This is a genomic window from Mesorhizobium sp. M0058, assembly GCF_040323095.1.
In the GTDB taxonomy this organism is placed as follows: Bacteria; Pseudomonadota; Alphaproteobacteria; order Rhizobiales; family Rhizobiaceae; genus Mesorhizobium.
The window spans coordinates 86,475-104,054 of record NZ_JAMYUQ010000018.1; the positions used below are offsets into that span (position 1 = coordinate 86,475).

General features: G+C 63.5%; 9 protein-coding genes. 6 read left to right on the plus strand and 3 right to left on the minus strand.

From position 1 onward, the window contains the following. Nucleotides 1-22: 22 nt before the first annotated feature. On the minus strand, nucleotides 23-562 hold the full coding sequence (locus tag NKJ75_RS27185; protein WP_023672953.1) for an invasion associated locus B family protein: 540 nt from the start codon (nucleotides 560-562) through the stop codon (nucleotides 23-25). 270 nt (nucleotides 563-832) lie between these two features. On the opposite strand from NKJ75_RS27185, the gene NKJ75_RS27190 reads away from it, so the two are divergent. The 5 genes from NKJ75_RS27190 (at nucleotide 833) to NKJ75_RS27210 (ending at nucleotide 15,261) form a co-directional block, all read left to right on the plus strand. Further along, nucleotides 833-13,027 (plus strand): inverse autotransporter beta domain-containing protein, encoded by a 12,195-nt coding sequence (locus NKJ75_RS27190; protein ID WP_352500400.1) that lies wholly within the window; start codon nucleotides 833-835, stop codon nucleotides 13,025-13,027. Between the two features lie 118 nt (nucleotides 13,028-13,145). Beyond that, complete coding sequence (locus tag NKJ75_RS27195; protein ID WP_023672955.1) at nucleotides 13,146-13,652, plus strand: phage tail protein; 507 nt, start codon at nucleotides 13,146-13,148, stop codon at nucleotides 13,650-13,652. Nucleotides 13,653-13,694: 42 nt separating this feature from the next. Further along, a complete protein-coding gene (locus NKJ75_RS27200) occupies nucleotides 13,695-14,186 on the plus strand; it encodes a phage tail protein (RefSeq protein WP_245265697.1) in 492 nt (163 codons plus the stop codon). A gap of 9 nt (nucleotides 14,187-14,195) precedes the next feature. Beyond that, complete coding sequence (locus NKJ75_RS27205; RefSeq protein ID WP_023685706.1) at nucleotides 14,196-14,723, plus strand: phage tail protein; 528 nt, start codon at nucleotides 14,196-14,198, stop codon at nucleotides 14,721-14,723. A 10-nt stretch (nucleotides 14,724-14,733) separates the two neighbouring features. Next, on the plus strand, nucleotides 14,734-15,261 hold the full coding sequence (locus NKJ75_RS27210) for a GNAT family N-acetyltransferase (protein ID WP_023835059.1): 528 nt from the start codon (nucleotides 14,734-14,736) through the stop codon (nucleotides 15,259-15,261). Nucleotides 15,262-15,276: 15 nt separating this feature from the next. Here NKJ75_RS27210 and NKJ75_RS27215 read toward each other — a convergent pair whose 3' ends face one another. Both NKJ75_RS27215 and NKJ75_RS27220 read right to left on the minus strand, forming a co-directional pair. Next, nucleotides 15,277-15,855, minus strand: a complete 579-nt coding sequence (locus tag NKJ75_RS27215) for a 2OG-Fe(II) oxygenase (protein ID WP_023835060.1) — start codon at nucleotides 15,853-15,855, stop codon at nucleotides 15,277-15,279. Between the two features lie 72 nt (nucleotides 15,856-15,927). Continuing rightward, the gene (locus NKJ75_RS27220) at nucleotides 15,928-16,197 is read right to left on the minus strand and encodes a DUF6916 family protein (RefSeq protein WP_023672960.1); all 270 of its coding nucleotides are present in this window, start codon (nucleotides 16,195-16,197) and stop codon (nucleotides 15,928-15,930) included. Nucleotides 16,198-16,435: 238 nt separating this feature from the next. Here NKJ75_RS27220 and NKJ75_RS27225 point away from each other — a divergent pair, with 238 nt between their 5' ends. Further along, entirely contained in the window at nucleotides 16,436-17,230 is a 795-nt protein-coding gene (locus NKJ75_RS27225) for a SapC family protein (protein WP_023835061.1), read from the plus strand. Nucleotides 17,231-17,580: the final 350 nt, after the last annotated feature.

Genomic DNA, 17,580 nt, shown 5'->3' on the forward strand with positions numbered 1-17,580 from the left:
CGCATCTGCCGAGATAGGCCGGCTATTTCAACGCTTGAAGCTTGTCGATCGCGGCAGTGAATCCGGCAAGCGAGACCGGAATGGTCACCGGCTTGCGCGTCACCGACTCCATGCCGATGTTCAGGTTGGTTCCCGATTTCATCGCCTTGACGAGGTCCGCCGACAAAGGGGTCGCGGCATAGGCGCCGTTCTGGTCGCTGGTCTGGATGGCAATGGTCGTCTTCTGCCCCTGGTCGATCTGGTACGAGGCGCCGGAAGGCAGGAACAGCCCGTGCGGCAAGGCCAGCAGCATGGCGAGGTTGCCATTGCCGTTGTCGCGGCGAACCGTAACGGTAAGAACGCGCTGCCCCGTCTTGGCCTCGGTAAGGTTTTGGGAGACCTGGCATTGAAGCTCGATGCCGGCCGATCCGCTGGCGCAGTTTAGCGCCCACGGATTGCCTTCTGCAGGCTTGGTCTCGGCAGATGTGGTTGACTTCGGCTCTTCGGCAAGCGCCGACCCTGCCGTCACGACCAGCCATAGCGCGCCGACCCAGGCGGCCCGGCCACAAACGGTTCTCAGCAATGAAGCCACCCGATCCTCGTCGTGTCAGGGTTTCGCCGAGCGCGTTGATACAACAGCCGAGCCTGGCGGGGAAGCCAATACGGTACATGAGCTCAGGCTAAATTACTGTTGCTGAATTGTCACAATAAACAACTTTGAAATCTTGTACGTGTAAAGCAAACAATCATGCTCGCTATACACTGGGATTCGGATAGTATTAGCGACGGAGCGTGTACTCGTCGGGGTTCGCAAGGGATGGAGACGACCGAGAAAACTCGGCAGATCAATGACATGGCGACGCACGGAAGAAGCTTCCGGGCGAATAGCAAGTATCGCCGGTCAGGTTTTTCCAGGCATCTCTGGAAGACGACTGCGCTGTCCACTCTGGCACTTGCCCTTTCCGGCATAGCCGCCCATGCCGGCGACACCGGACTGTGGCAGCCGCAGGTCCGCGCCATCATCGGCGCCAACAACAATGGCGGCAACACGGCGATCGAGGGTTTCCTGCCGCTGAAGCAGAACCTCGAATCCGTTCTCTTTCTCGATGTGCGCTCGAAATACGATTTCGACGACGGCTTCGGCCAGGACGTCGGCCTCGGCGTTCGCCGCATCGTGAATCCGGATCTGATGATCGGCGGCTACGCCTATCTCAACATCCAGAACCACGACAGTCACCAGTTCGTCGCCTCGACGCTCGGCCTCGAGGCCATCACCTCAAAATACGATGCGCACGTAAACGTCTATCTGCCGATCAGCGGCGACCGCAGCACGGCCGGGCAAGAGTCGAGCCTGTCGCTGGTCGGTCATCAGCTGATCGAGCAGATATCGGCCATCGCCCACCGCGATTACGCGGCCTGGGGCATCGAGGGCGAGGTCGGCGTTCAGGTGCCGCTCAACCTGCCCGAGAACCATTCACTGCGTTTCGATCTCGGCGCCTACCATTTCGGCGATCCCGACGGCGACGACGGCAGCATCACCGGCGCCAAGGCCGGCCTGGAATATTCGATCGGCGACGTCATCGGCAAAGGCACGTCGCTGACCTTCACCGGCGAGGTGCGCAACGACAACCGCGATGACACCCAGTTCGCCGGCAGCATCCGGCTGACGGTGCCGCTCAACGCTTTCGACAAGGGCTCGTCTTCGGCCGATGACGGCGCCGAGCCGGTCTATCCGGTCAGCCCCGGCCTGCGCAAACGCGTCAACGAGCGCGTGCGTGGCGACATCGGCGTTCGCATCGAGAGCCAGGACAAAGTTACCGGCACGTCGACGCGGGTGGCGATCAATGCCGCCACCAACACGGCATTCGGCCAGTTCTTCTTTGCCGATGGTGACAACGACGCGCTCGGCCTCGGCACGATCGGCGACCCGACCACGCTCGACAATGCGGTCGCCGGCGCCGGCGCGAACGCCGTCGTCGTCGCGCTCGGCGGCAAGGGCAACATTACGACAGCCGGTGTGACGCTCGCCAACGGCCAGACCGTCATCGGCGGTGGCGGGGGCGTCCAGGCGCGGCTCGTCGACGGCAGCATCGGCACCTACAATTTCGGCGGATCCAACGGCACCCTCCAGGGCACCGACCCCGCCAACAACGTCCTGACGCTCGCCAACGGCAACACGCTGAGCGGCATCATCATCACAGGCGGCAAGGACGGCATCTTCGGCAACAACATCACCGGCGCCACGTTGACCAACGTCACGGTCACCGGCACCGGCGGCCACGGCGCCGACTTCACCGGTACATCGACCGGCGTCAATGGCTCGAACTTCACCGCGACCGGCAACGGCCTCGACGGACTGCACATCGAAGGCGACGGCACCTATAACTTCACCGGCACGACGCTACTGCAGGGCAATGGCGACGACGGCCTGGATATAACCGGCCACGGCACCTACACTTTCGCCACCCTCAACTCGCTCGACAACAACGATGCCGGCATTACCGTGAAGGGCACCGGGGTCGCCGGCTCGATCACCATCAGCGGCGGCCAGGTGTCGGCCAACAAGGCGCTCGGCGACGACGGCGTCGGTGTCTTCATCGATCCGATCACCGCCCATATCGTGCTGGATTCGATCACCCAGACGGGCGGCGCATCGGGCGTCGTGCTCGAGAATCTTTCGGGCAGCTTCACCGTCAACGGCTCGACGACGATCTCGAACACGACCGGACCGGGCATCGCGATCACGGATTCGCCGGCCGCGATCCGCTTCGGCGACATCAACATCACCGATCCCGGCACCGACGGCATGGTGTTTACCGGCGTCAATGCGTCCGTCATCGCCGGCAACATCATCATCTCGGGGCTCGGCTCCAGCATCGGCCTCGACTTCTCCGGCAGCCAGACGAATTTCACCGCGCAGTCCCTGAACATAAACGGCACCGGCGGCACGACGTCCATCGGCATCGACCTTGTCCAGACCAACGGCGGCACGATCATCATCACCAATGGCGGCACCATCGCCAATGTCGGCACCGGCGTGCGGCTCGGCATTGCCGGCTCGCCGGCCGACACCGCCAACGCCCAATTCACCTTCGGTGGCGGCTCGATCGGCGGCAACCTCGCCTCGCTCGACGCACGCGGCCTCAATTCCGGTTCGGGCCAATACGCATTCGGCACGACGACGTTCAACGGGCCGCAACTGTTCGACCAGACGCAGCTGATCTTTGTCGCCGCAGGCGGCACAGGCGACGGTACCTCGCTTTCGGACCTGGCTTCGATCACCGACGCCGACAACAATACCGACGGCACCGCGATTTTCGTGCTGGTCAATCGCGGTGTCATCGACGACACCGACGGCTTTACGCTCGAAGCGGGGCAGACCCTGGCCTCTTTCGGCAACGGCCGCACCTTCTCGCTCGGCGGCCTGCCGATCAATGTGACCGGCGACAACGTCGATCACGGCAGCACCATCTCGGATGCGGCCGGCGCCGCAACGCTGACCGCTTCGGGCAGCGGCGACGTCGTCACGCTGGCCAACAATACCTCGCTCCAGGACTTCAACATCTCCGGCGGTACCGCCAACGGCATCCATGGCAGCGGCGTTACCGGCGTCGTGCTGACCGGCATGACCGTGTCGGGGGCCGCCCTCAATGGCGTGCTGTTCGATGGCGCCAACGACGTTTCCGGCAGCAATCTGAGCTCGACCGGTAATGGCGGCGCTGGGCTGTCGATCCAGGGCGACGGCACCTACAATTTCACCGGCACGACGACGGTGTCGGATAATGCCGGCGACGGCTTGCTGATCAACAGCAATGCCATCACCAGCTTCCAGACGCTCAACGCGACCAGCAATGGCGGCAGCGGCGTCCAGGCCACGTCAACTGGCACCGGCTCGCTTTCGATCGACGGCGGTACCGTCAACAACAACACCACATCCGCCTTTACGGCGTCGAATATCGGGCTCGGTGTCACGCTCTCCAACATCGGCCACGTCGGCGGCACAACCGGCGTCAGCCTTTCGGGCGTCAGCGGCAGCGTCAGCGTTACCGGCCCGACGACGATCGGCAGCACCACCGGCGACGGCATCTCGATCAGCGGCAGCACGGCAACGGTCGGCTTCAGCGGCGACGTGCTCATCAGCCAGGTGCTTGGCAATGGCATCGCGCTCAACGGCAACACCGGCGCCGTCAGCTTCGGCTATGCGGAAATCGGTGCGCCGGGCCTCAATGGCATCGACGTTCAAGGCGTCAACGGCACGATCAGCTTCGACTCAATCTATATTGGCGGCGTCGAGGCCACCGGCCTCGACCTGTCGGGCAGCCAGTCGGCCTTTAGCGCCAATTCGCTCACCGTCTTCGGTGGCGCCACGTCGACCGGTATCGACCTGTCGGGCACCACTGGCGGCTCGGTCACCATCGGCACCGGCACCATTACGGCCGACACCGGCGTGCAGATGGGCACACATGGCGCAGCCGGCACCACCGCCAACACCACCTTCTCGTTCGGCGGCGGCACGATCACCGGCACCACCGCTTCGCTCGACATGCGCGGCCTGATGGCCGGCAGCGGCACCTATGCCTTCAACGCCACTCATCTGGTCGGACCGCAGCTGTTCGATGCCGCCAACATCGTCTTCGTTGGCGCCGCAGACACCGGAACGGGCTCCGGCGCGAGCGTTGGCGACCTTATCAACGCCGACGCCGCCGACGGTCTGACGACCGACGCCAACACCATCTTCGTCCTTGTCAACAACGGCGCTGGAACCATCAACACCGATGCCGACGGCTTCACGCTTGCCGACGGCCAGCAGATCGTCTCCTTCGCCAACGGCAACACCGTCGCTCTCGGCGGGCCGCCCGCCAACGTCACCGGCGCCGAGGTGGTTACGTCGGGCACCCAGGTCGATCCGTTCGGCAATGGCGCCGCCACTCTCAACAACTCGGCCGGCAGCACCATCGATCTCGCCAACGGCAACCGCGTCGCCGACCTCAGCGTCAGCAATGCAGGTTCGGGCTCGGCGATCAACGGATCGAATGTAAACGCGGCCACCATCACCGGGGTGACGATCAGCAGCGCCGTAACCGGCATCGACCTGACCGGCGCAACGGGTGCGATCAACATCACCAACACGACGATGGGCGGCGTCAGCGGCACTGGCCTGCTGGCCAGCAACTTCGGCGGCACCGGCACCTTCAACAATTTGGACATCACCGGCGCCGGTATCGGCGTCAGCGTCACGGGCGGTTCCACGGGCACGCTGACCTTCGACAATGCGAGTTCGATCGCCGGCACGACGGGCACGGCGCTCAGCATTCTTGGAGCAACGCCTAACCTCACCTACAACGGCACCATCAATCAGACGAGTGCCGCGAGCGCTGTCATGATCAGCGGCATGACCGGCGGGTCGGCCACCTTCGCCGGCCAAATCACCGCCAGCACCGGCGCGGCCAACGCCATCGACCTGACCGGCAATGCCGGCGGCACGATCAATTTCACCGGCGGGCTCGACCTCACCACCGATGGCGGCCTTGCCTTCAGCGCCATCAATGGCGGCACGCTCACCGTCACCGGCACCAACACGACCGCATCTGGGCTCGGCCCTGTCGAAAACGGCATCCATCTCGGTGGCGCCGGCGGTTTGACCATCGGCGCAGGCGGCGTCATTTTCGACAGCATCACCGTCGACGGCTCAGGCGGCGCCGTGCAGACCGGCATCCTCATCGAAAACACCAGCGGCGGCAGCGTCACCTTCGGCGCTGTCGACATCAATCGCGTCGATGGCGACGCCATCCGCCTCACCAACGTGGCCAACGCCGTTACCTTCAATGGCACGACGACGATCGACACGGTTGTTGGCGGTGGCCCCGGCTTCGTGGTGCAAGGCAGCGCCGCGACGGTTAATGTCAACAATCTGGTGACGACGCTGGTTTCGGGCGACGACGTCAGCCTGACCAACAACACCGGCACGATCAACATCGGCGGCACCATCACCAATTCCGGCACCGGCAACGGCGTCGTGGTTTTTGGCGGCAGCGCCGCGATCACGGTCTCGGCCAACATCTCCAGCTCGGCAACAGCACCAGGAACGGCGGTCAAGATCGACGGCACCATCGGCGGCTCGGCCCAGTTCAGCGGCAGCGTCACGTCAACCGGCACCGGAAATCTGTTCGCCATCGGCTCGACATTGCCCCCGGCAGGCGGTGCGTTCAGCTTCACCGGCCCGACCCTGTCGGCGAGCGGTGGCGGCGGCGCGGTGGTCGGTGGCCTGATCGGCACCGCAACGTTGAATGTTACCATCCCGCTATCGATCACCAATGCCTTGGGCACCGGCCTGTCCATCTCCGGTGTCGCGAGCACCGCATCGGCAACCTTCGGGGCGGTGACCGTGACGGGCGCCGGCGGCATCGGCATCAACATTGTCGGCAATGCCGGCCCGGTGACCTTCGGCACGACCCAGGTCACGCTGGGCACCACGAGCGGCACTGCCGGCATCAACTTCGCCGGCACCAACAACGATGTCAGCTTCGGCACGACCACCATCGACGACGTCGGCGCCAACCAGACGGGCATCGACTTCAGCGGCTCCTCGACGACGGCCGATTTCCGCCTGACGACGATCACCGGCACGAATGACCTGACCTCGCGCGGCATCGACCTGTCGTCGACCACCGGCAACAAGGTCGTCACCTTCCTGGCGGGCTCCGAGATCAAGACTGTCGGCATCGGCGTCGACTTGTCGTCCGGCGGCACCACCGCGACCTCGGCCAACGCCAACTTCACCTTCGGCGACGGCACCTCGGTCAACGGGCTGCAATCCAAGATCACCATCACCGCGCCCGGCGGCTTCACCGTCAACACGGTCGGTCTCGATCCGACGCTCGGCAATTACGATTTCGACGACGTGTTCTTCACCGGCAGCGCCAACCTGCCCGTAGCGCCTGGCTCGGTCACGATGGTCTCGCAGTCGGGCGGGTTCATCGCAGGCGGGACGACCGGCAATCTCAGCCAGGGCGTCAACACCATTTCGCTTGCCGCCGCCGATGCGCTGACCGGGGCGCAGACCTTTGCCTTCGTCGGCACGATCAATCTCGGCGCCACCGCCTTCACGCTCGATTCCGGCCAGACGATCACCGGTTTCGGCAACAGCAATGTGGTTTCGACCGGCACGATCCAGCCGGCCAATGTCCAGGGCAATCTCGGCGCCACCGGTGGCAACATCACCGGCGACGAGGCCGTGGTCAGCGGCACCGGCGACTTCATGCATCTGCTCGGCGACAATGCCGTGCGCCACACCACCTTCGACTTCACCGGCGCAACCGGCGCCGCCTTCCTCGTCGACCAGAGCGCGGTCGGCTTCAGCAATGCCAGCGGCATCACCATCGAAGGTGTGACGATCAGCAACGTCGCCGCCGGCCAGACCGCCATCCAGGTTACCGGCCTCAATGGCAACCTGTCGGTCATCAACAACAACATCAACGTTGCCGGCACGCTGCTCGACGTCAATGGCGGCACCGGCACCCTCTCGGTGTCGCGCGGCTTCCTGCCCAATGGCGGGCCGGCCGGAACACTGACCGGCGGCGGCATCAATATCGCCAACCGCACCGGCGGCGCGGTGACCTTCACCGACCAGGTGACGATCACCGGGGGCAATGGCGTTTCGATTTCGGGCGGCAGCGCGGCAGCTGCGGTCAACTTCAATGGCGGCCTCGACATCACGACATCGCTCGCCACGGGCCTCAGCCTTTCGGGGCTGAATGTCCTGACCGTCGCCAATGCCGGTTCGACGACGATCGACGCGACGGGCCAGACAGCGCTGTCGCTGCAAGGCACACTCGGCGCCGGCGGTGTCAATTTCGACAGCATCACCTCGAGCGGCGCCACCAGCGGCATCATCCTCAACGGCGTCACCGGGGCGGTGAATGTCTCCGGCGCGACCAGCATCACCGGAACCAGCAGCTTCGGCATAGACGTCACCGGCGCCAACACCGGTACGTTCACCTTCGGCGCGGTGACGGTCAACAACACCGCCACGGCCGGCGGCGGCATCCATGTGGTATCAGGCACGGTCAACGTCACCGGCCTCGCCAACATCGATACGACGAACGGCATCGGCCTTTCGCAGAGCGGTGGCACCACCAGCTTCACCGGCGGCCTGACCATCGACACCACGTTCGGCACCGCCATTTTCGGCACCGGCGGCACGATGGGCATCACCGCCACCGGCGGCAGCGAGACGGTGAATTCGACCCTCGGCCCGGCGATCAGCCTGACCGGCGTCACCGCCACCATCGCGATCGACTCGACCTCGTCGGCCGGCGGCACCAACAATGTCAGCCTGGCCAATGTCACCGGCACAGTCGGCCTCGGGTCCGGATCGCTCACCGGCGCGACCGGTGCTGCGTTCCTGGTCAATGGCGGCGCTGCGACCGTCAGCTATGCCGGCTCGGTCACCAAGACCACCGCCGGCAAGATCGTCGACATCTCCGGCGTCACCGGCGGCACGGTCACACTGTCCGGCGCGCTCAGCGCCACCGGCGGTTTCGACAATGGTATTTATGTCCACGGCAACTCCGGCGGGACCATCACTCTCAGCGGTGGCACGAAGACGCTGACCACTGGCGCCAATACGGCGGTCGACTTGACGACCAACACCGGCGCGACGATCAACTTCGATACGGGTGGCCTGGTGATTACCACCACCTCCGGCACGGGCTTCAACGCCAGCGGCGGTGGCACGGTCAGCGTCGGCGCGCTCCTCAGCGACAACAGCATCACCACGACGGCCGGCGGCACCGCGTTGAACCTCAATGGCGTTACGATTGGCGCTGCGGGCATGAATTTCGACAGTGTTTCGGCCACTGCCGCCGCAACCGGCATCTCGCTGACCAATATCGCCTCGTCCGGCGGCGGGGCCATCATTCTCGGCACGGTCAACCTGCAAGGCATCACCACGCGTGGTGTCGATGTTTCCGGCACGCTTGGCGCGGCGCTGTCCTTCAACGATCTCGACATCGGCCTGAACAGCACCACGGGCGTGGCCTTCGACCTCAACGGTGCCACCATCAATGCGGCGGTGACGGCCAATGACTTCGATGTCACCAATGCCGCCGCCGCCGGCACCTCGATAGGCGTCGACCTGCGTGGCACCACTGGCGGCCAGACGGTACGCCTCGGCGATGCCGTTGTCGGCGGCGCCAGCTCCAGCATTGCCGGCGTCAACACCGGCGTGTTCCTCAACAGCGCCACCAACCTCGCTTTCACCTATGGCGACGGCGAATCGGCGACCGACCAGCTCTCGACCATCGGCGCCAATGTAGGCATCGACGCATCCAGTGCGCCGGTTGCCGGCACCTACAATTTCCAGGATGTGAACTTCCAGTCGGCTCCCGGCCTGGGCTTCGGAGTCGGCAAGGTCTATTTCGTCGGCGCGTCCGCGACCGGTGACGGCAGCGGTCGCGACCAGAACAATCTCGCGACGCTGGCCACCGCCGAAGCAGCAGCCGTGGCGACGGACATTCTGGTTCTCGTCAACGATGGCGGCACCATCACCGCGGCAGGCAGCAATGGCAACGACACGCTGGCTCTCGCCACCGGCGAGCAGGTGCGCGGCTTCGGCAACGGCAACATCAATCTGGCGCTGACGGTGCCCTCCACCATCCAGCTCGCCAGCAACAGCATCTCGATCATCGACCAGACGCCCAATGGCGCCGCGACGCTGACGACGAGCGCCGGCAACAATGTCATCACGCTCGGCGCCAGCGGCAACATCATCGACGGCTTCATCCTGAATGGCAGCCCGGCGGGTGCCGCGCGTGGCGTCAAGGACAATGGCGCGGGTGCTGCGAATACCGTCATCAGCAACATGACCATCAGCAATTTCGCCACGCAGGGTATCGAGATCACGCCGTCAAACAGCACGACGATCAACAACGTTACTTTCTCCGGCAACGCCAGCGATGTGTGGCTGAACGCGTCCAACACCACCATCACCAACGTCACCAGCACCGGCGCCACCGGCATTGCTTTCAAACTCGACAACACCACCGGCACGACGACGCTGACCAACGTCAACATCACCACGGCGGCGACCGGAACCGGCATCGCCTTCGGTGGCGCGTCGGGCGCTGGCGGCACGATTGCCGGTACCAATGTCGACATATCGGGCGGCAGCGGCCTTTCGGTGACCGGCGGCAACGCGGTGATCAGCTTCGACGGCGCCAGCTCTATCATCAGCACGTCGGGCGCGGCGGCCACGATCTCGACCCGCGCTGGCGGCAGTTTCACCTTCGCCGGCTCGGTGATCGCCAATGGCGCTGCCAGCGGCATTAGTATTTCCGGCGCGACGGCGGCCAATACGGTGAGCTTCACCGGTACGGTCGATCTCGGCACCACGACGCCGATGACCGGCACCGCAGTCGCAATCAACAACGGCGCCACGGCCTCGACCGTCAGCTTCGCAAACCTCGACATCGTCACCAACGGCACCACCGGATTCAGCGCCATCAATGGCGGCACGGTCAATGTGACGACCGGCACGGTGAGCTCCACTTCCGCGCAGGCGGTCAACCTCAACGGCATCGCCACCACCACCGGCATCAATTTCACCTCGACCAATTCGACCGGCGGAACCAACAACGTGTCGCTGACCAATGTCACCGGCGCCGGCACTGTCAGCCTCGGCTCCGGTGCGCTCGGCGGCGCGACCGGCGCGGCCTTCCTGGTCACCGGCGGCTCGGCCAATGTCAGCTATGCCGGCTCGGTCACCAAGACCACGGCCGGAAACGTCGTCAGCATCTCCACCCGCACCGCCGGCACCACGACATTGTCGGGCACTCTCAGCGCCACCGGCGGCGTGGCCAACGGGATCCTCGTCAACGCCAACACCGGCGGCACGATCAACTTCTCCGGCGCCAGCAAGATACTGACCACCGGAGCCAACAATGCCGTCGACCTGACGGCGAACACCAACACCGCGGTCAACTTCACCGGCGGCGGCCTGGCCATCACCACCACCTCCGGCACCGGCTTCAACGCCACGAGCAACGGTACTGGCACCGTGACCGTTATCGGCTCGGGCAACACGATTTCGACCGGCAGCGGCGTCGCGGTCAACCTTGACAGCGTTGCCATCGCGGCGGGCGGCGTGACCTTCGCTTCCACGAACAAAGGCGCCGGCGGCACCAGCGCCGTCATCCTCGATACCGTCACCGGTTCGGGAGCGATCGACCTCGGCACCGGCGCGCTGGTGGGCGGAACAAGCGCCGTGATCCGTATCGGCGATGGCCTAGGCACCGCCAACAGCGGCGGCACGGCGGCCTTCACCTATGCCGGCGCGATCACCAGCGGCAGCACCGGCCAGGCGGTCAACATCCAGGATCGCGCCCTGACCGCCGGCAACATCACCCTGTCGGGCAACATCACGCATAATGCGGCGGGCCAGATCGGCCTCCTGCTGGACGACAATGTCGCCGGCATCATCACCTTCTCCGGCGCGTCGAAGTCGATCACCTCGACCACGGCGGCTGGCGTCAGCCTGAGCGACAATACCGGTGCGACGATCAACTTCACCAATGGCGGGCTGGTCATCGCCACCACCAGCGGCGCCGGTTTCAATGCCACCGGCGGCGGCACGGTGACGGTGCAGGGCACCGGCAACACCATCGCGTCCGGCACGGGCACGGCGCTTAATGTCGCCAACACGACGATCGGCGCCGGCGACGTGACGTTCAGGAGCATTGCGTCCAATGGTGCAGCCAACGGCATCGTGCTCAACAACACCGGCACCAGCGGCAATCTGGTGGTGACCGGCACCGGCGCGACGGGGGGCAGCGGCGGCACGATCCAGAACTCGACCGGCGATGGCGTCAGCCTGACCGACACTCAGGATGTCAGCCTGAGCAACATGATCATCAGCGACAATGCGGGCAACGGCATAAAGGGGCTGCGGGTCAACGGCGTGGTGCTCAACGGTCTGACCCTGAACAGCAATGCCGATGCCAACACCGAGTCCGGAATCCTGTTCAACGAACTTACCGGCAACGCCTCGCACGTCACCACGTTCACCAACCTCACGGTCTCCAACTCATTCACCCATAACGTGCAGGTCATCAATTCCGGCGGCACGTTGGCGAACCTGGTGGTGAGCGGCGGCACGTTCTCGAACAACGGCGCCTCGAACAATGCCGGCAGCGACTTCATCTTCGAGGCGGACGGCGCCGGTGTCGCCGGCGCGCCGACGATGACGCTGACCGTCGACGGCGCAACCTTCACCGGCAACAACGCCTATCCCGGACCGGGAGTCATCCCTGGAACCGGTCTGTTCGTCATTGCCAATGACGGCACCGTCAACGCTCACATCGGCGAGACCACGGGAAATCTATTCAACAATCTGAACAACGGCATCAACCTCACCCAGAGCAGCAATTCCGGCGCCGGCACGGGCGGCAATCTGAATTTCACCGTCCGGAACAACACCGTCACCAACAGCGACTCGACGGCCATCAACGTGTTCAGCAGCGGCGACCTCGCACGGACGCTTGACGGCACAATCGCCAACAACGTCATCGGTACGCAAGGCGTAGCAACCTCGGGATCGCGAACCGGCAACGGCATCAGGGTTGGGCATGAAAGCCTCGGCGTCGCCAAGGTGCTGATCGACAACAACATTATCCAGAGCATCGGCGTCAACGGCATAAGCGGTGGCGACAGCGTCTCGATCACGCAGCTCGTGCAGCCGGGCACCGTGCACGCGGCGGTCACCAACAACACCATTCGCGACAATGCCGACAGCCGCGGCATCACGGTCACCGCCACATTTGCCGGCGCTATCATCAATGCCGACGTTCATGCCAACACCATCACCAACGTCAACAACGCCAATGCCATCCGCTTCCTCGCGGACGGCCTCGGCGGCGCCGACGGCACGATCAACGTACCGCAGGCGAGCGAGGCCGGTATCGAAACCGTCAATGGCGGGGCAACGGCACTGACGGACACCCGGACGTTCTTCAACCAGCCGCTGCCACTGCTGCCTGCCGCGACACCGTAGTCAGCAACCTTGGATTTCGTCCTAGGAAATATATTTTATGAATCTGATATCGACTTGTTGTCTTACTTAGGCATAATACAAGAATTCAGACAGTAAGCCGCCAACGAAGGGAACGGGGATGAGCGAGCCTTATTTAGGTGAAGTCAAGATCATTTCCTGGAACTATGCACCGCGCGGCTGGGCATTTTGTAACGGCCAGTTGTTGCCGCTTAACCAGAACCAGCCATTGTTCTCACTTCTTGGCACCAGGTACGGCGGCAACGGCCAGACAAATTTTGCCCTTCCGGATATGAGGGGACGTGCGCCGGTTCATACGGGCGGCCCTATCGGTGCAATTGTCGGCGGCCAGGGCGGCGAAGAGTTTCACACGCTCACGCTCGGCGAAATGCCGACACACAACCATTTCGTCAACGCATCGAACACTGCCGGCAACGTCAACAATCCATCCGGCGCGCTGTTGGGGGCGAACGCCAGCCCGATCTATCAGCCGCCTGGCAGCGCGGTGGCTATGGCGAAGGAAAACATCACTTTCGTCGGTGGCGGCCAGCCGCATGAGAACAGATCGCCCTATCTCGTCTTGAATTTCATCATTGCCCTGCAAGGCATATTCCCGTCGCGAAATTAAGAGGACGCTTCGATGAGCCAACCTTTTGTCGGCGAGATCAGGATGTTCGGTGGCAATTTCCCTCCGAATGGCTGGGCGTTCTGCCAAGGCCAGTTGATGCCGATCTCCGAGAACGAAACCTTGTTCAATCTGATCGGTACGACCTATGGCGGCGACGGGGAGGAAACATTCGCCCTGCCCAACCTCGCATCCCGCATCCCCGTCCATGCTGGCAAGGGCCCGCTGGTCAGCCAGACCTATATCATCGGAGAACTGGGCGGGGTCGAATCCGTCACTGTTTCAACCCAACAAATGCCGAACCATTCCCATACCTGGACCGGTTCGTCGAATATCGCCAAGAATCCGGGTCCGTCCGGCGGTGTCCTGGCGACATCGAGCCTGCTGACGCCCTATGTGGGTATCGCACCTGATGGCAACATGGCCGCCGGAGCCATTTCGCCGGCCGGCGGCAGCCAGCCTCACGACAATATGGTGCCGTTCCTCGCCGTCAGTTTCATCATCTCGCTATTTGGCATCTTCCCCCAGCAAAGCTAGAGACTTGCCATGACCAATCCGTTCGTCGCCGAAATTCGAATTTTTGCCGGAGATTTCGCCCCGACGGGGTGGGCGACCTGCGATGGCCAGCTCCTGCCAATCTCGCAGAATACGGCGTTGTTTTCGCTGCTGGGCACAGTTTACGGCGGCGACGGCAAGTCGACCTTCGCGTTGCCGAATATGGCTGGCTCCGCGCCCATGGGGCAAGGACAGGGCAATGGCTTGTCGGAGCGGTTTCTCGGCGAGACGGGTGGCGAAACGTCCATCACCCTTCTGCAAACGGAAATGCCGCAACATAATCATTTTGTCGCGATGTCCACCGAGAGTGGCGCCCAGGGAACTCTTACCGATGCGGTTGTTCTGGGGAAGTCGGGGGGCGGAACGCTGTATCAGAACAACACTTCGCAAAATCTGGTCCAGATGGACCCCCAGGCACTGAGCATGGCGGGCAGTACGTTGCCTCACAACAACCTGCCTCCCTATCTGGCGATGACGTTCATCATTGCCATGCAAGGCGTTTATCCGGCGCGTCCGTAAGCGCCACTCCATGATCCAGCTTCCGATTGTGGACAACGGGCCTGTTATATTTTGCTGGGTGCGCGCGGCGCGGATTGATCTGACGTTCCGCCCGATGGCGGACGCCGATCTGCCGTTCCTGTCGGCGCTCTACGCCTCGACCCGCGCCGAAGAACTTGCCGTCACGCCGTGGAGCGATGCGCAGAAAACGGCGTTCCTCGACATGCAGTTTCAAGCGCAGCACGCGCATTACCAGAAATACTATCCCAACGCCGACTGGCTGGTGATCGAGCAGGCAAGGCAAGATATCGGTCGCCTGTATATCGAGCGCTCGGCGAGCGAGCATTGCATCATAGATATCGCCTTCCTGCCGGCGCATCGCGGCAAGGGGTCTGGCGGTGCGTTGCTCGCCGATCTCATCGATGAGGCCGCCGCCGTCGGCAAGTCGGTCTCGATCCATGTCGAGAAGAACAATCCAGCGCGGCGGCTCTACAAACGCCTCGGCTTCACCGTTGCCGAGGACAAGGGCCTCTACGACCTGATGATCCGTTCGCCGTAAGGGCCGTGCCGGTCGTCACGTGCCGCGATACCAGGAGACGATGGTGAAACGTTCGTTGCGCGTGACCGGGGTGACTTCATGCGTCGTTTCCGAACGAAAGGCGACGAGAGAGCCCGGCAACGCGGGCATGGCAACGCGCAGGCCCGGGCCGCTGTAAGGCCCATGCAGGACCAGCGAGCCGCCTGCATAGCTTTTTGGCGAAGGGTTGTCCGATTGACGGTTGAGAAAGATCACCGCCGAGATCTTTCGGAACCGCGACTCGTCGTGAATGAGCGGCGTGTTGCCATCCTGGTGCGGCACAAAGAAATCGCCTTGCCGATAGTGAAGGAACTGAGGTTTCTCGACCTGGCCGAGCAGCAGCCCGAAATGCCGTTCCAGAGCCGCCTTCTGCTGCGCCAACAGGGCACTCACTCGCTCTTCAGTGGCCCGCGAAACATCGGCGCGCACGGTCTTTCGGATCTCCGGCCATGCCATCTTCTGGTCGGCACGCCCCAGCAGGCCGGCCGGACGGCCCACGGCCGCCCGAATTTCCGCGCACAGTGCGCTACACGCCGCTCCGTCAAATACGTCCGCAATCTCGATATAGTCGATCATATGTCGAGCCGCCGCGCTGCCAAATCGCCCTGATGGCCGGAGCGTCCCCGTGGCCGATCCGGTCGAAAAAAATCAGTTGAATACCGCCTCGTAAAGCCGCCCTGCCTCATCGGCAGCGATCGGCACGATGAAGATCTCATGGGCGCCGCTTTTGCCGTTGAACCGATAGATAGCCTGCGGCAGCGCCGCGTCGCGCGGCCCCCTGAACAGCAGCGTGAAGCCACCGCCGTCGCGCGGGCTGTTGGCAATGGGCTGCACCGCGCTCAGTTCCATCGTGAGCGTCTGACCGCCGGCTTCGACGGAAAAGCTCTGCCCCTGCTCGAAATCCGAAAGCGATGCCATGCGCCTGCCCTGGTTCGTCTGTCTTTCAGACGGCTCTCTTGAGATGTCTATCCCGTCAGCCAATCTCGCCGCTTCATGGCGTGCTGTCTATAGAGCTCGATCTCCAGAAGTACAAAAGAGCACGATCAAACAAACAGATAGATTTATCTTGGCCACGTAGGGTGAAGCAGCCGTCAACGCGTTGCGCACCGGCAGCCACTGGCCTAAACCGGAATGGTATAAGAGGAGAACACTAGGGATGACTGACGCGAAAACAGACACGGCCCCGGCCGGAAGCACCGCGACCAACGCGCTGCCGCTGTTCTACAAAAAACCCGAGGCGCTCAATCCGCTGCGGCACGGCTCACTCGGCCTTACGGCGCGGGCCGATTTCTCCTTTGCCCGCACCGCGCACGCCATCCCCGTCCTCGCATCGGAAATGCCCGCGGCGATGCGCTCCTATCCGATCGTTTTCATTGGCGACGCCAAGGCGCCTGTCATCATCACCGGTCTGCGCCAGGACCAGAACCTGTTCGTAGGCGCCGACGGCAAATGGGCGGAGCCGCATTACATTCCCGCCTATGTCCGCCGTTACCCCTTCATCCTCGCCGATGAATCGAAAACGACCGGCCGCCTGACGTTGTGCATCGACCGTGCCAGCGAACGCGTCGTCGAGCAGATGCCTTCGTCCAAGGACAGCGACGAGACCGCGCCCTTCTTCGACGGCAACGAGCCGGCCGAGGCCTCGAAGCAGGCGCTCGCCTTCTGCAGCCAGTTCCAGACCGACTTCAATGCGACTCGCGCCATGATCGACAAGATCGACGCGCACGGCCTGTTCGCGCCGCGGCAGAGCAAGGTGACGCTGGAGGGCGGCGAGACCCTCAACCTCACCGACTTTCAGGTGATCGACGAGCCGGCCTTCAACAAATTGAGCGACGAGGCGTTTCTTGATCTCAGGAAATCCGGCGCGCTTGCGCTGCTCTATTGCCATCTCGCCTCGAGCAACAGCTGGACCTCGCTGGCCTTCCAGGCGTCATTGCGGCGAGCTGGCTGACGCGGCCCGCGACGAAAAGCTTCGGCAAGGCGCGGGTTGTTTAAATCAACGGTTCGCGCCTTCGCACGACGATCTCTCCGCCGCTCGAATCATGCTGTTGTCGTGCAGATCGATTGCCATGACGGGTTGGCGAACTCCCAATGCTCGACGTGTAGCTCTCGCCGAAATGCGCCGAGGCGGCATCACCCCCCGGTTCGCGGACCTGTCAATAAAGTCGAGCACGCCAGCCTTGCTGCCCTCCTCGATCGTTGAATAGCCGGTCGCGGCCATCGATCACGGTCCGAACGCAAAAAGCCCGCGTGAAGCGGGCTTTTTTTGTTGGTTGCGGGGACAGGATTTGAACCTGTGAC

Coding starts and splice junctions, on each gene's coding strand:
- NKJ75_RS27190 (WP_352500400.1), top strand. CDS start 833: ATGGCGACGCACGGAAGAAGCTTCCGGGCGAATAGCAAGTATCGCCGG.
- NKJ75_RS27195 (WP_023672955.1), top strand. CDS start 13,146: ATGAGCGAGCCTTATTTAGGTGAAGTCAAGATCATTTCCTGGAACTAT.
- NKJ75_RS27200 (WP_245265697.1), top strand. CDS start 13,695: ATGTTCGGTGGCAATTTCCCTCCGAATGGCTGGGCGTTCTGCCAAGGC.
- NKJ75_RS27205 (WP_023685706.1), top strand. CDS start 14,196: ATGACCAATCCGTTCGTCGCCGAAATTCGAATTTTTGCCGGAGATTTC.
- NKJ75_RS27210 (WP_023835059.1), top strand. CDS start 14,734: ATGATCCAGCTTCCGATTGTGGACAACGGGCCTGTTATATTTTGCTGG.
- NKJ75_RS27215 (WP_023835060.1), bottom strand. CDS start 15,855: ATGATCGACTATATCGAGATTGCGGACGTATTTGACGGAGCGGCGTGT.
- NKJ75_RS27220 (WP_023672960.1), bottom strand. CDS start 16,197: ATGGCATCGCTTTCGGATTTCGAGCAGGGGCAGAGCTTTTCCGTCGAA.
- NKJ75_RS27225 (WP_023835061.1), top strand. CDS start 16,436: ATGACTGACGCGAAAACAGACACGGCCCCGGCCGGAAGCACCGCGACC.